We start from the raw sequence: 14854 nt of genomic DNA, 5'->3' as shown, positions 1-14854 counted from the left end.
AGCTTCGCCGCTTGCGTTACAGGCCGAGCCCTTCCTGCACCACCTGCAACAGATTGTTCTCCGTCAGCGCAATCGCATCCAGTTCCTGACCGGTTTCCACCGTTTGCAGCCACCAATGGCTTTCGTGGTGTTCATCGACGGTGCGCAGCAGGTAGGTGTTGCGCTCGGGCAGGGTGATCTGCACGCGGCCGGCGCCGTCCTCGGTAAACCGGGCGATGGGATCAAAGGTCAGGGTTTGTTGATTGGCTTCGATCACCAGTTGGTCGATCGCGTAATCGTGGCTTTCGCCATCCGGTGAGCTCTCGCAAACGTGGGTCGGATTGCGGCGGATTTTCAGGCCGACTTCGGTGACGGGTTGCAACCAGGCCTCGATGCGGTGGTACAGATCGTAGACCTGCGCCGGCCAGCAATCGATCTCCAGCGCGGCATCCGCATGGGTGTGCCGGTTTTGCTTGAGTTTGGCGGCGAGTTCGTCTGCTTTACTCATTTCGGATCCCTTGGTTTGATGTCTGCCTGTTAATCGTAGACCGTTCAACGGCGTACGGCCTTGCCTTGCGTCATGCGCTTGCAACACAAGCATGGCGAAATCAGCGCTGGCCAAGTCTGGTCAGCATCAAAAACCACGGACGCAGGCGTCCCAAGGAGCGGGTCCATGAAAAAGCTGTTTACAATTCTGGCGCTGATCGCGCTGACGGCCGGTAGCGTCGGCCTGAGTTCGGCGCGTCAGTCGAACGCCAGCAAGGTGCAAACGGAAGCGGTGGCGGGGCAGTTCGATTACTACCTGCTGAGCTTGTCCTGGTCGCCAACGTTTTGCCTGACGCACAAAGATGACGCGCAATGTTCCGGCAAGGGCTACGGCTTCGTGTTGCACGGCTTGTGGCCGCAATACGCCAACGGCGGCTGGCCGGAATCCTGCCCACCACTCACCACGCTGTCGACGGCGGAAACCACCAAAGGCCTGACACTGTTCCCGACCAGGAAACTGCTCGATCACGAATGGTCCAAACACGGCACCTGCAGCGGTCTGGGCGCGATGGGCTATCTGGATGAAGCGGACAAAGCGGTTGGCGCGGTGAAAATCCCGCAGGAGCTGCAACCGTTCAGCAGCTCGTATTACTTCGAAGCCCAGGAAATCGCCGACCTGTTCCGCAAGGCCAATCCGGGGATCCCGGCCAATGGCATCGCGGTGATCTGCAGCGGCCCGGAACTCTCGGAAGTGCGGGTGTGCATGGGCAAGGATCTGCAGTTCGGCGCGTGCGGCAAGGGCGTGAAGACCCAGTGCCGGGCGGGGGATATTCGGGTGCCGCCGTCGCGGTGATGTGAGCGGTTCCACGAACAGGAAAGGGCGCCCGAGCGGGCGCCTTTTTTTTGCCTGAAGGTTTGAAGCACCCGGAAAATTCACGCATGCTTGCGCCCCCCAAAAGGATGACCCGCCACACTGCAAGGAGCTGTTCATGAGCGGAAAACCCGCCGCCCGCGTCACCGATCCAACCGCCTGCCCACTCCCGGGACATGGCACCAATCCGATTGCCAGTGGCTCCCCGAACGTGAATTTCGACGGCTTGGCGGCTGCGCGAATGACTGATAAATCCGCGTGCGGTAGCCCCATTACTGGTGGCGTTTCTTCGACGGTGTTTATCAATGGCTTAAACGCCGCGACCCTGGACAGCACCGGTGGGCACGGCAACGTGGTCATTGGCGGGTCGGGCACGGTCATCATTGGTGACACGGTAACAGCGGCGCCTTTCAGTGGTTTGCTGCCGATGCCGGTGCATTTCACGGACAAGTTGAAACTGGTCAATGACGTGACCGGTGAGCCCATGATCAATCATCCCTACGTGATCCAGCGCGCAGACGGGCGTCTGGAACACGGAGTGTCTGACGCTAACGGGTTCACCCACGAAGTCAGCTCGCACCTGCCTGAAACCATCAAGTTGTTTCTGGAGGAGTGAGGCATGGCGGCTGAAACAGTAACGTGCGCGAAAGGCAACAATTACAAGCTGCACAAGGAACATACGCTGACGGATAAGAAGGATGTCAGTGACAAGCCTGTGCCGGTGGAGAGTACCAAGGCGATTGTTGTTTTTGTCGGAGGCGCCGGGGATAAGGAAAGTTATTATTTTTCGGGGCCTTATGGAAACATCCAAGAGGCACGGAAGGATTTTGATGAGCGCACGACAAGCTTGGCTAAGGAGGGTAAATACAAGTCTGAGTGGCTGGGCTACAACGAAGTCAGAGGAAAACAGGATATTCAGCGTCATGTCCTGAGTCTGATTCCCTACAAGAGCTGTCCTGTCTATATCGTGGGTCATAGCCTTGGCGGTTGGAATGGTGCGCATCTGACAAAGATCATGTCGGAATGGGGTTACCGGATTCAGATGCTGATTACCCTTGATCCCGTGGGTGAAGGGGCCCTGGTCTGGTTGGGTTCTGATATTTATCGCGAACGTCCTGATCCAATTGCTGCCGATTGGATCAATATCAAAGCAATGCCAACTAAAAGAGATTCGTCAGATGGAGTCGCTGATTTTGGTGAAAAGTGGCTTATCTCATGTGGCCCTTCATTGAACGTCAATGTAGACACTAATCATGCAAATTCATGGGGGTTGTTTACTGCCCGTATCGCGGGGAGCAAATCGGCAGCCGATATGCTTTTTGACTCAATCATGAAGGATTTTCCATGATGTACAGGTTACTACTTTGCGGCTTGCTCGCTTTCTGCTCTGGTTGTGCGAAGGATCACACAAAGCCTCCCGCAAACCTGAGCTTCGAATCTGTGGAAAGAGAAAAGTCGCTGCTATACATCATCCGGTATCAGTCGGACGTTGATGTGTTGGATCTTTTTGATCGCGGGGAGCGAGTTGGGATGATTTCGGGCATGCTTCATTGCGCATTGGCGGATGATCATGATTTCTCAGTAGGCAAAGCCATACAGTTTTCCGCCACCGGTTTGATACGCTCGGAAAAAAATGAAAACAACAAGGCCAAGTTTTCCTATCTCACCCGCGCATTCTTGAGTGAAACTTCAAGCAACCGGAGTTCTGAAAGAAATCTCTCGGTGGCAGAACTGAACAACCTCCTCGCCAACAAACAACAAATCCCCTGCAAAGTCGTCGTCACCGCGTACGGCTACAAACCCTACTACTCAAACACCATGAACCTGCCGGTCGCGGATCTGCTGCGCGAAATCAACAAACCCCGATAGCCGTCATCGGTGCCCTGCGCGATTGCCCTGCGCAGATACGCGAGGGCGATCACCCGCAAAACCACAACTGAAAATAAATCGACGTGCGGAGGTCATCCAAATCCCTTGCGCGCCGATACAGCGGGGCAGGCGTGTGTTGGCGGGGCGGGTTTGCTGTGCGCACCCCGCTGGGCTACGCTCATGAAAAGTAAGGGTTTCGGGCTGCGGCCCCTGTCGTACCTGCCCAGGACACGTTTTTGCCAATCCCCATTCACGACCCGCATCAGACTCCCGGCACGCTTAAACGCCTGCCACTGCGCAAGGCGGCAGCGCTGTTCATCGTTGCGGTGTGCCTGTGTCTGTGCGGATTGCTTTATCTGCAGCTGGAACAGACACGACGCCAGGATCTGGCAAATGCGCAAATCGCCTCCACCAACCTGACCCGAGCCATGGCGCAGCAGGCCGAAGACACGTTTCTGGCCGCCGACCTGGTGCTTACCAGTCTGGCCGACTGGGTCGAGGACGATGGGTACGGCGCCGCGCAGCGACCACGCCTGCAAAAAACCTTCGCGCGCCGAGTGCAGCAACTGGAGCAGTTACACGGCATGTTTCTGTTCGATCGCGAGGGCCAGTGGGTGATCACTTCGTTCGCTGATCTGCCCCGTGGCAACGGTGTCGCCGACCGCGAGTACTTCAAGTTTCACCAGGAGAATGCTTCCAGCGTGGCGCATATCGGCCCGGCGATTCGCAGCCGCGAGAATGGCGAGTGGGTCATCCCGATCTCGAAACGCATCAACGATCGCGCCGGCAATTTCCAGGGCGTGCTGATGGCCGGGATCAAGATGGCGTACTTCGACCGGTTCTTCAAAAGCTTCAGCCTTGATGACAACGGCATCATGTTTCTCGGACTCAAGGACGGCACGTTGCTGGCGCGGCGGCCGTTCGACGAAGGACTGATCGGTTCGTCGCTGGCGCAAGGCCGGATTTATCAGAAGCTGCTGCCCGAAGCCCCGGCCGGCACCGCGATGATCAAGTCGGTGGTCGACGGCGTGGTGCGTTTGTATGGCTACCGCCAGTTGGGCTCGTATCCGCTGGTGGTCGCGGCGGCATCATCGCGCGACACGATTCTCAAGGGTTGGTACGAGCGAGCCTTTCAGTCCAGCGTGATTGTGGCGCTGGTGATTCTTGGCGTCGGACTGTTCGGCTGGGTGTTCATTCATCAGGTCCGCGACGGCGAGCGAATCGAGAAAAACCTGCGTAAGGCACAGCGCACACTGGAGCAGATCGCTACCCATGACAGCCTGACGGGGCTGGCGAATCGGCGGCTGTTCGAACGCTCACTGGAAGTCGAATTTGCCCGCGGTGCACGGCAGTCGAGTCCGGTCGGCCTGATCATGCTCGATATCGATTTCTTCAAACGCTACAACGATGCCTACGGGCATGTGGCAGGGGATCACTGCCTGACTCAGGTGGCCCAAGTGCTGAAGAATTGCTCGCAACGCAAGTCTGACCTGGCGGTGCGCTACGGTGGCGAGGAATTCGCGGTGTTGCTGCCGGGCAACGATATCAACGGCACGCTGGCGATTGCCGGGCAGATCCGTCGCAGCGTGATGGATAAACGCATTACTCACAGCGGTTCGCCCACCGGTTACCTGACGGTGAGTCTGGGCTGCTACTCATTTATTCCGAGCGGCAATGACAGCCTTGAAGTGTTTATCCAGCGTGCTGATGCGGCGCTGTACCAGGCAAAAAATGCCGGGCGCAATCGCGCGGCAGTGTTGTCGCTGGAGGAGGGTGTTGCCGAGCTGATGCGGTCGGATCGCTAAAGCCTCCGCGCTGGATCTGTGGCGAGGAATCAGATTCCCGCGCCACAGATTCAAGCTTTTATGCCGGATCACCAGCGGTCACGCTTGTTCGTTCAGCTGCCTGTGCCACCACCGGCACCGCCAGTTCCGCCGCCGGCCGAACCGGTGCCGCCCCCCGCTCCCGATCCAGAACCCATGGTGCCGCTGTTAGTGCCGGTACCCTTGCCGGCGCCATCGGTACTGTCACCGTTTTTTGGTGCGCCGGGGTTGGTGTTGGGGGGCATGTTGGTGCCGCTTGTAGCACCGGATTTGGTGCCTGAGGCATCTGCCCCGTCATTGGCGGCAAAGGCGCCGGCCGAGGCGGTGGCCAGCAGCCCGGCGAGCAACAGGGAAGTCAGTTTGCGCGTTGTCATGGTACGTCTCCAGAAAGGCTCGGTTACCTGACTTTGGTCTGACGGCCGCAGCTGTTGGTGCCGATTGGCTGACGAGCGGTTGTCGAGCCTCAGCCTCGATCCTCAGCCAGTTTCTGCTCCAGCACCTGCCGCACCTGCGGCCACTCGTCATCGATGATGCTGAAACGCACCGAGTTACGCTTGCGGCCGTCGGGCATGATCCGCTCGTGGCGCACGATGCCTTCCTGTTGCGCACCGAGGCGCAGAATCGCGTTGCGCGACTTCTGGTTGTTCTCGTCGGTGGTGAACTGCACTCGCACGCAGTCGAGCACCTCGAAGGCATGGCGCAACATCAGGTATTTGGCTTCGGTGTTGACGAAGGATTTCTGCCAGCGTGCCGCGATCCAGCTACTGCCGATTTCCAGCTTGCGATTGAGCGGGTCGATCTTCCAGAACCGGGTCGAGCCGATCACTTCGCCGCTATCCTTCAACACGATCACAAACGGCATGACCGTGCCGGCGTCGCGGCCGTCGAGGGCTTTTTTCAGATAGCTGTCGATGGTGCTCGCCGAAGGCACCACGGTGACGGTGAGGTTCCACAGTTCGCCGTCGGCGGCAGCGCGGAGCAGGGCGTCGGCGTCGCTGTACTGAAGCGGACGCAGGAGGATGCGCGGGCCTTGCAGCGTGGTGAGCATGGAATCGAGTCTCGGCAGTTCGGGGCAGTGGCGAGCGCCTATTACGCCGCAGCCGGTTGATCCGATGCAACCACCGCCGTTAGCACAGGGTCACAAATTTCACACCTTGTTCGCCGGAGCCTGGACGATGAAAAACCTGCGGATTGCCACGTTCAACGTCAACGGCCTGCGCGCGCGCTTGCCGAACCTGCTGGCGTGGCTCAAGCGCGAGCAACCGGACATCGCCTGCCTGCAGGAGCTCAAGTCGGTCGACAGTGCGTTCCCGGTAGCTGAACTGGAAGCCGCCGGTTACGGCGCGATCTGGCACGGGCAGGCGTCGTGGAACGGCGTGGCGATCCTCGCTCGCGATGCGGAGCCGCTGGAGAGCCGTCGCGGTCTGCCGGGCGATCCCGACGACAAGCACAGCCGTTATCTGGAGGCGGCGGTGCACGGTGTACTGGTCGGCTGCCTGTACCTGCCCAACGGCAACCCGCAGCCGGGGCCGAAATTCGACTACAAACTGGCCTGGTTCGAACGCCTGATCCGCTATGCAAAGGATCTGCAAAGCAGTGATCATCCGGTGGTGCTGGCCGGCGATTACAACGTGGTGCCCACCGATATGGACATCTACAACACCCGTTCCTGGCTCAAGGATGCGCTGCTGCAACCCGAAAGTCGCGAGTGCTATCAACGGCTGCTGGATCAGGGCTGGACTGATTCGCTACGCCATCTGTATCCCGAGGATCGCCTCTACACCTTCTGGGATTACTTCCGCCAGCATTGGCAAACCAACTCTGGTCTGCGCATCGATCATCTGCTGCTCAACCCGGCACTCAGTCCGTATCTGCACGAGGCCGGGGTAGACGCCTGGGTGCGTAACGAACCGCACGCCAGCGACCACGCGCCGACCTGGATTCGCATCGGTTCGCGCAAGCGTCGGTAGCGCTGATTGGCGAAATCAATTGTCGGAGTCGGGGCCCGATCCCGTATACCTGTCGGCCAGCGGCGCAGCGAGCCGCGGCCACATGCAAAAGGACTGAGCAATGAGCGAGCCACGTCTGGCGAATCCGACGTTGTATCTGCAACACCTGGGGTTCGACACCCCACCGGCCCCTACACTGGCAACCCTGCGGCAACTGCAGTTGCGCCATACCGGCGTCTTTCCCTTCGAGAACCTGTCGACGATCACTGGCGCGCCGGTGCTGATCGATCTGCCGTCCATCGAACAAAAAATTCTCCACGGTGGCCGGGGTGGTTACTGCTACGAACTGAACAATCTGTTTCTGGCGTTGCTGCAGGAATTGGGCTTCAAGGCCCGAGGCATTTCCGGCCGCGTGGTATTGGCGCAGCCCGAAGGCACGTGGACGGCGCGTACCCATCGCCTGAGCCTGGTGATCATTGATGACGAGCGCTACATCACCGACGTCGGTTTTGGCGGCATGGTGCCGACCGCGCCGCTGCTGCTCGATACCGAGGCCGCACAGTCGACACCGCACGAGTCCTATCGCATCGATAAACAGGCGGACGGCTACATGCTGCGTGCCAGTGTTGCGGGGGAGTGGCGCGCGATGTACCTGTTTGATCTGCAACGCCAGGAAGACATCGATTACACGCTCGGCAACTGGTACGTCTCGACCCATCCCGAGTCCCCGTTCGCCAACCGGCTGATGGTTGCGCGCACTGGCGATGGCTGGCGACGGACGCTGAACAACGGCAGTTTCGCGATTCACCACATGGGCGCCGACAGCGAGCGACGCGAGGTGGCGGATGTCGATGAGTTGATCAAGGTGCTGGAGCAGGAGTTCGGCCTGAGCTTGCCTGACCAGCCGCATGTGCGCCAGTCGCTGGCGCGGATCATTCTGCCAGCCTGACCATGCGTCACTGGTTCAATTTGGCACCGCTGGTCGCCATGAACACTTCAGCCTAGTGCGATAAAAACCGGGGACACGAGGGGGGCGTTGCCGGATTTGTGGGGGATCGAAGCGCCGGAGTAGAAGCTTGGGTGGCTACCTATCCATTATGTGACTGACAAGTTGTATACAACTCTATGGACATTTGTCACGAGTATTGAATACAGTGTGCGCATAACAAAAACCAGGGAACCCCCCACATGAAAACGCCCCATGTTTCACACCAACGGCCCGAGGACGAAAATCTCGGGGTCGGCGCGAATATGGCTTACGGCCTGCAACATGTTCTGACCATGTACGGCGGTATCGTTGCGGTGCCACTGATCATCGGCCAGGCGGGCGGGCTGTCGCCGGCGGACATTGGTCTGTTGATTGCTGCTTCATTGTTTGCGGGGGGGCTGGCGACGCTGCTGCAAACCCTGGGTCTACCGTTTTTTGGCTGTCAGTTGCCGCTGGTGCAGGGCGTGTCGTTCTCCGGTGTGGCGACCATGGTCGCCATCGTCAGCAGTGGCGGGGAGGGCGGCTTCCAGTCGGTGCTGGGCGCGGTGATTGCCGCGTCGTTGATCGGCTTGCTGATCACCCCGGTGTTCTCGCGAATCACCAAGTTTTTCCCTCCACTGGTCACCGGCATCGTGATCACTACCATCGGCCTGACGCTGATGCCGGTGGCTGCGCGCTGGGCCATGGGGGGCAATAGCCACGCGCCGGACTTCGGCAGCATGCAGAACATCGGTCTGGCGGCGGTGACGCTGGTGCTGGTGTTGCTGCTGAGCAAAGTCGGTAGCTCGACCATCTCGCGTCTGTCGATCCTGTTGGCCATGGTGATCGGCACGGTGCTGGCGGTAATTCTCGGCATGGCGGATTTCTCCGGTGTCACCCAAGGGCCAATGTTCGGCTTTCCGACGCCGTTCCACTTCGGCATGCCGACCTTCCACTTCGCCGCGATCCTGTCGATGTGCATCGTGGTCATGGTGACACTGGTGGAAACCTCGGCGGACATCCTCGCGGTCGGTGAGATCATCGGTACCAAGGTCGACTCCAAGCGCCTGGGCAACGGTTTGCGCGCGGACATGCTGTCGAGCATGTTTGCGCCGATCTTCGGTTCATTCACCCAGAGCGCCTTCGCGCAGAACGTCGGGCTGGTGGCGGTGACCGGAATCAAGAGCCGTTTTGTGGTGGCCACCGGGGGCATCTTTCTGGTGATTCTCGGGCTGCTGCCGTTCATGGGCCGGGTGATCGCTGCAGTGCCGACTTCGGTGCTGGGCGGCGCCGGTATCGTGCTGTTCGGTACGGTGGCGGCGAGCGGGATTCGCACACTGTCGAAGGTCGATTACCGCAACAATGTCAACCTGATCATCGTCGCCACCTCGATCGGCTTCGGCATGATCCCGATTGCCGCACCGAACTTCTACGATCATTTCCCGAGCTGGTTCGCGACCATTTTCCACTCGGGCATCAGCTCGTCGGCGATCATGGCGATCGTGCTCAACCTGACCTTCAACCACTTCACTGCCGGCAACTCGGATCAGCAGTCGGTGTTTGCCGCAGCGGAAGAACGCACCCTGCGTTATCGCGACCTGGCGGCGCTGCGTGAGGGCGATTACTTCAGCGACGGCAAGCTGCACGATTGCGATGGCAAGGAAGTGCCGGTGATCGAGCCTGATGAACACGATCATGGGCATGGCGCGGCGAAGGTGCAGGCGAAAAGTGGTGAGCATGTCTGAGCGCTGACGGCATGAAAAAGGCCGATCTGTTGTGAGACAGATCGGCCTTTTCGTTTGAGTGATGCTGAATATGCTCACTCGGGTCGAGCATGGCGTTGTCTGGCTTCCACTCTGATAGCTCAGGACAATCGAATTGGCGCGCCAGGCTCGATAAAAGCTGTGTATCGAGGCTGTTGCGACTTGTGACCATTCATCGGAAACCCACTCCGACCTGATAGTTCTGACAGTAGCCAGCGCCTTCTAATACTCCCTTAATAACTCCGTCGTCCAACCAATCGATAGGAGTTCCACCTATGTCATCTACATCGCTAAATTCCCGCGATGAAAACTTTCAGTCATATCCGGTGGGCGGAAAAATATCAGAGCCCTTTGTTGGATCACTCGAGGGGAAACACACCGAAGCGGCGGTTTTTATTACCCCGGGATTGTCTGATAGTAATTGTACAGTAACCCCTGAGCCGAGCCTGAAGGCCGAACTGCATGGCCAAGGGAGTGAGGACTACTTTGGGTACGGTTTGACACTTAAAGAGGAGAGTGCCACGAGTGCAAAAATCATCGGCCACGTGTCGTTCCCATCCAGAATGATTATCTATAGGGATTTACTATTGGAAGGGAAGAAATTGGAAGGAGAATTCCTAAAACTGTTCGAAGGCGAAGGCAATTTTCAATTTAAAGAAAGTATCACCCCAAAAAACGGCAAAGAGTTTGATGAAGTAAGATTTCGGATGACGACTACGATTGCAGGTGTGAAGACCTACAGTTTCACGTTACGTACAATCGCCTTCACACTCAAAGACAATCACCCTTCATAAAGCATCACCGACGTGAAAACCGGTAATCCACGCCCTAGTGCCTCTTCTTGATGGGGAGGCGCTGCTCAAACTGGCGCCTTATTTCTACGCATGGCGCTCATGATTGACGCATTTCTCCCGCCACCAGCAACTGCTCATGCATTCTCCACGGGTTCGAAAAGACAAGTAGCTGGCCTGTCGAGCGATTCGTTGCTTTCAATGGTGGCGACGCAGCATTGAGGCTATGGGATCGTGCGACCGTTCATCGCAAATACCTCCTCACCTGTAATTTCTGACAGTAGCCACAGCCGTCATCTTCAGCGCTGAATAACTCCACGCCCTTTGTCTCCCGACAGTTCGCACGGAGTTCCGTCCATGCTCGTTCAGCCCAAGATGAAAATCTCTGCCCCCCATTCATTGCTGGACCCGATAGTGCTCGGGCGCCTCCTGCCTTCCGGTCAGTGGGGGATCAACCGGGCGGCGGTGTTCACTTTTCCCGACCTCGGACTGCTGGTCGTGATCCCCGTCTGGGCCAGCAAGGCTGTCGGCGACACCGTCAAGCTGCTGCTCAATGACCGTGAAGTCGACGGACGTCCCATCATTGACGCGGCCGAGCTCAAGCAACCGACCCTCTTGTGGGTGGCCCCCCGTCATCTGCAGACAGGTCCTTACCAACTCACCTACGAAATCAAACAGCCCAATCAAAAAGAAGAGCGTCCGGACAAGCCCCTCAACCTCTTCGTCAAACTGGAACTCCCCGCTGGCCAGGACATCGACCCGGGCCCTGGTCACTCCAACCTGTACATGTACATTCCCCCGGAAATCGTCAACGGCGGCGTGGACAAAGACATTGCCGAAGCGGGGGTGCCGATTGTCATCAGGTCCGAGTCCGGCAGCGGCTTGCCTTACCCCGACATTGCGGAGGGCGACGTCATTCATCTCAGTTGGGGTGGCTTTTTTGAGTATTCCACACCGGTGACCCTGGAGCAGATCAACGATCCAGCGGCAAACCCGATATTGATCACGGTCTCCAAAGCCACTATTGAACGGGCTGGTGACACCGACCTCTTCGGTCTGGCGGTCACCTTCAAAGTGCGCGACATCGTCGGCAATGAATCGGAAGACTGGTGCAAGGCAACCCGCATCGTCGTCACCACCAGCATCGACCTGCTGGCCGCGCCGATTGTTCAGGAGGCTGTCAATAATGAACTCGACGCCGATAAACAGGGCGATAACGACATCACGGTGCATGTCACGGCCACCCAGCCAGACTTCGAGATGGATGACATCATTCACTTGACCATGCTCGGCACCACCCTGGAGGGCGAAAAAGTCGAAGTCACCGCCCTGCCCCAGACCGTCGACAATATTCCGCATAACTACGAGTTCAAGCTGCCCATTGCGGCCGTGCGCAAACTGGTCAATACCCAGGTCAGTTTCTTCTATCGGCTGGAACGCAGCGGCAGCAGTGACCCGTTACGCTCAAAAGGGCAGTTTGTACAAGTCACCGGCGCAGCCCATCGCCTGGCCGCACCGATCATCGAAGAAGCCGAGGGAGAGTTCATCGATCCCACCGAAACTCAAATCAACGTCCGCATTCCGTTCGATCCGGCCATCGAGTACGGCATGGGCATCGAGCTGTTCCTGTTGGGTAAAAGCCCGGATGGCAGCACCTTCCTGCCTGAGTTGGAGTGGCACATTCCGGAGGAGGATGAAGTCGAGAATCCCGAAGGTTTCGTCATCACCGTCGATGACTACAACCTCAAGCTCCTTGACGGCGGAACCCTGAAGGGGTGGTACGACCTGCTGATAGCCGAAGGCGACGAGATCCTCAGACGCGAATCGCTGCACACGAAATTGCTCAATGTGGGTGAACCGAAATTCGAGCTGGACGCCCCGATTGTCCTCGGGGTGGCGAACGGCGTCCTCGACCCGGCCACACTGCCCGGCGGTACCAGTAAACTGACCATCCCCAGGCCTGTGGTGAAGCCATGGGTAGCCAACGACGAGGCCACCTGGAAGTGGGTGGGCGACATCTCCGGCGAGGAACCCGGGTCCCGCACATTCAATGCCGTAACCGCCCAACAAGACTGGATCATCAACCTGGACGCCGCCTTCGTCGCCCAACACATCGAACCGAACCGCGGCAGCAAGATCACCGTCCGCTACCAGCTCTGGCGCCATGCCACAGATGAGACCAGCCTTTCGAATCCATTGGTGTTCACCGTGGGCGTCGCGCTGGAACTGCTCGCCCCCTCGATCAAGGAGAACAACGGCGACAGCGCACTCAACCCGCTGCTGGTCAGGGACACCTTGACCATCGTGGTGCCGGACAACAGCGCGTTGCTGCCAAACCATGCAATCTGCGTCACCTGGACTGGCGCTGACGGCACGCCGGCCGGCGGGTCGCATACCTCAGTGCCGCGTGCGGTAAGCGAAGGGCTTGAGTTTGCGATCCCCAACAGCGTGGTGGCGTTCAATCTGGGTAAGCGGGTAAAAGTCTCCTACGTCGTCATCATTGATGGTCATCCAACACCGTCCCGGGTATTTGACCTGACGGTGCAAGCAATGCCGCAGAGCGCGCTGGCCAGCCCCACCATCGAGCAGGCCGACAACGACGGCGCCGGCCCGGAACTGCATACCGGCAACCTGACCCAAGCGTCCGTACGCATGGGTGACTGGCCGCTGATCGCCCTCAACCAGTACGTCTGGTTGCGCCTGTGCGGGACCAATACCGACGGCAGCGCCTACCTGCGCGAGATCTGGAGCGCGCCGACGGCCTTCACCAACCCCGACTGGATTGCTGACCGCTTCTTCACTGCTCCGCTTCCAGCCGATGAGCTCAAAGCTCTGCAGGATGGCAGCGGCCTGGAATTGACGTTTAAAGCGGCGCTTGGTCAGAGCACGGTGGAGAGTGAGGCGGTGGAGTTCCCAGTGCGCACTTATACGATCAAAGCGATTGAGGATGTGCGACCCACCATCATTTCGGCAAGAGACTCTGTGGGCCAGATGATTCTGTCTGGCGGTGATACTGCTGACAGAACGATAGTTCTGACCGGGGTAGCAAGCAGGGGCCAAAGAGTCGAAATTCTGGATAACGTGACAGCCATAGGCGAGGTCTTGGCAGACTCGCAAAACGGAGAATGGTCGTACACCTTGATGGGGCTTGACGCGTTGACTCACATCTTCACAGCGAAGGTTCTAGATGGCAGTGATCAGACTTCTGCCCCGTACCTCATCGTTGTCATAGATGCAAAAGATGTTCTCAGTTTTTGGATGCAATTGCCGTCAGGAGGCGCCGGGTATCTTCCTCAAAACGGTAGCGTATTGTTATTTTCGAATTACGTCGGCTTGAGCTTGGGTTTTCAAGTCGTATCCCTCGCCATAGGAACTCATGTAGTAACGCTAAGTAGCCCCATGGTTGAGCTTCAAAGCAGGACTTTAGACATTAAATCTCCTGGTTCCCGTCAGATCGGATTATGGGGTATCAAACTCAACGGGCCGGGACTATATACGCTGAACTTCTTCGGCCCCACAGGAAAGCAGATAACTCCGCCCTTCACCGTCACATTCAATTGATAAGAAGGGTTTGCTCGCCTTAAACCCTAGTTGCTGAGAAGTGATAAGGGGACGGATTTATTTAATGGCAATCGCGAGCAGGCTCACTTCTGCAAGGGATCTTTGCCGGGCACTTAACCTGTGACCAACGCAGATCCACTGTGAGAGCGAGCTTGCTCGCGAAAAGGCCAGAACTGTCAGCGCCTATTCCTTGGGCACCACATTATCCAGCGCCTGATTCACCGCCAACTCCCCCAGCATCACCACCTGCGCAATGCCCAACACCGTATTACGACTCGGCCCCTCCAGCGTGCCGGCGAAATCGCCGAGCATGACCGTGGCCGAGGCCAGTGATTCGCAGGCGTTGGCCAGCAGGGATTCGGTGTCGGTTTGTGGATTGACGAGGAACATGCTGCTGGGGGTGTATGGCGTTGCCATGATTTGCGCGGGTGCGAGGTAATGGTCGAGGGCGCGTTCGGCGGCCTCGTGGAGTTTTCTTGAGTTGAGGGATTCGTAGGGTGATAGCGGGTCTGTGGCCGGCGGGTTGGGCTGGGGTTCGGGCATCAGATGGAACTCCGATCGAGGCACTTTGGAAGAATGATGACCTGTAGGAGCTGCCGCAGGCTGCGATCTTTTGACTTTTCGAGCGCCCACAAAAAAGCCCCTGAATCTTTCGATTCAGGGGCTTTGCTATTTGGCTCCACAACCTGGACTCGAACCAGGGACCCAATGATTAACAGTCATTTGCTCTACCAACTGAGCTATTGCGGAATTGGTGCGTATGTTACTGATTCAAAAAGAGAAGTCAAGCATCGA

At 58.1% G+C, this 14854-nt stretch carries 14 protein-coding genes and 1 tRNA gene; 10 read left to right on the top strand and 5 right to left on the bottom strand.

The features are described 5' to 3' along the window. Positions 1-16: 16 nt before the first annotated feature. Positions 17-487 carry a hypothetical protein gene (locus AC1RBR_RS17545; RefSeq protein WP_492565798.1) on the bottom strand — a complete coding sequence of 157 codons (471 nt, stop codon included), beginning with the start codon at positions 485-487 and terminating at the stop codon, positions 17-19. 165 nt (positions 488-652) lie between these two features. On the opposite strand from AC1RBR_RS17545, the gene AC1RBR_RS17540 reads away from it, so the two are divergent. From AC1RBR_RS17540 to AC1RBR_RS17520, 5 genes are all read left to right on the top strand, one after another. Then, positions 653-1318, top strand: coding sequence for a ribonuclease T2 (locus tag AC1RBR_RS17540; RefSeq protein WP_492565796.1), 666 nt, complete (start codon positions 653-655; stop codon positions 1316-1318). 136 nt (positions 1319-1454) lie between these two features. Beyond that, positions 1455-1952: a PAAR domain-containing protein gene (locus AC1RBR_RS17535; RefSeq protein ID WP_003226482.1), complete on the top strand. Its 498-nt coding sequence runs from the start codon at positions 1455-1457 to the stop codon at positions 1950-1952. Positions 1953-1955: 3 nt separating this feature from the next. Next, positions 1956-2684: an alpha/beta hydrolase gene (locus tag AC1RBR_RS17530; RefSeq protein ID WP_492565793.1), complete on the top strand. Its 729-nt coding sequence runs from the start codon at positions 1956-1958 to the stop codon at positions 2682-2684. Continuing rightward, the gene (locus AC1RBR_RS17525) at positions 2681-3205 is read left to right on the top strand and encodes a hypothetical protein (protein ID WP_095139954.1); all 525 of its coding nucleotides are present in this window, start codon (positions 2681-2683) and stop codon (positions 3203-3205) included. Before AC1RBR_RS17530 ends, AC1RBR_RS17525 begins: the two co-directional genes overlap by 4 nt. A gap of 236 nt (positions 3206-3441) precedes the next feature. Continuing rightward, positions 3442-5010, top strand: a complete 1569-nt coding sequence (locus AC1RBR_RS17520; protein ID WP_492565791.1) for a sensor domain-containing diguanylate cyclase — start codon at positions 3442-3444, stop codon at positions 5008-5010. 92 nt (positions 5011-5102) lie between these two features. On the opposite strand, the gene AC1RBR_RS17515 is transcribed toward AC1RBR_RS17520, so the two are convergent. Then, positions 5103-5402 carry a hypothetical protein gene (locus AC1RBR_RS17515; RefSeq protein WP_492565790.1) on the bottom strand — a complete coding sequence of 100 codons (300 nt, stop codon included), beginning with the start codon at positions 5400-5402 and terminating at the stop codon, positions 5103-5105. Between the two features lie 89 nt (positions 5403-5491). Next, complete coding sequence (locus AC1RBR_RS17510; RefSeq protein ID WP_492565788.1) at positions 5492-6076, bottom strand: GNAT family N-acetyltransferase; 585 nt, start codon at positions 6074-6076, stop codon at positions 5492-5494. A 127-nt stretch (positions 6077-6203) separates the two neighbouring features. Between AC1RBR_RS17510 and xth the strand changes: the two genes are divergently transcribed. The 5 genes from xth to AC1RBR_RS17485 all read left to right on the top strand — a co-directional run bounded on the left by xth (position 6204) and on the right by AC1RBR_RS17485 (position 14059). Further along, entirely contained in the window at positions 6204-6998 is a 795-nt protein-coding gene (gene xth / locus AC1RBR_RS17505) for an exodeoxyribonuclease III (RefSeq protein ID WP_492565786.1), read from the top strand. A gap of 100 nt (positions 6999-7098) precedes the next feature. Then, the gene (locus AC1RBR_RS17500) at positions 7099-7926 is read left to right on the top strand and encodes an arylamine N-acetyltransferase family protein (protein ID WP_492565784.1); all 828 of its coding nucleotides are present in this window, start codon (positions 7099-7101) and stop codon (positions 7924-7926) included. 239 nt (positions 7927-8165) lie between these two features. After that, positions 8166-9689: a nucleobase:cation symporter-2 family protein gene (locus tag AC1RBR_RS17495; RefSeq protein WP_492565782.1), complete on the top strand. Its 1524-nt coding sequence runs from the start codon at positions 8166-8168 to the stop codon at positions 9687-9689. Positions 9690-9982: 293 nt separating this feature from the next. Next, positions 9983-10501, top strand: coding sequence for a hypothetical protein (locus AC1RBR_RS17490; RefSeq protein ID WP_492565780.1), 519 nt, complete (start codon positions 9983-9985; stop codon positions 10499-10501). 354 nt (positions 10502-10855) lie between these two features. Beyond that, entirely contained in the window at positions 10856-14059 is a 3204-nt protein-coding gene (locus AC1RBR_RS17485; RefSeq protein ID WP_492565779.1) for a hypothetical protein, read from the top strand. Between the two features lie 183 nt (positions 14060-14242). Here AC1RBR_RS17485 and AC1RBR_RS17480 read toward each other — a convergent pair whose 3' ends face one another. Both AC1RBR_RS17480 and AC1RBR_RS17475 read right to left on the bottom strand, forming a co-directional pair. After that, on the bottom strand, positions 14243-14602 hold the full coding sequence (locus AC1RBR_RS17480) for a DUF6124 family protein (RefSeq protein ID WP_481394558.1): 360 nt from the start codon (positions 14600-14602) through the stop codon (positions 14243-14245). 131 nt (positions 14603-14733) lie between these two features. Then, positions 14734-14809: transfer RNA gene (locus tag AC1RBR_RS17475), tRNA-Asn, on the bottom strand. Positions 14810-14854 lie beyond the last annotated feature (45 nt).

This window comes from Pseudomonas sp. GW823-FHT01D03 (assembly GCF_058798255.1).
The sequence above is the reverse complement of the archived record's forward strand: the minus strand, read 5'-3'. Positions and strand labels throughout refer to the sequence as shown.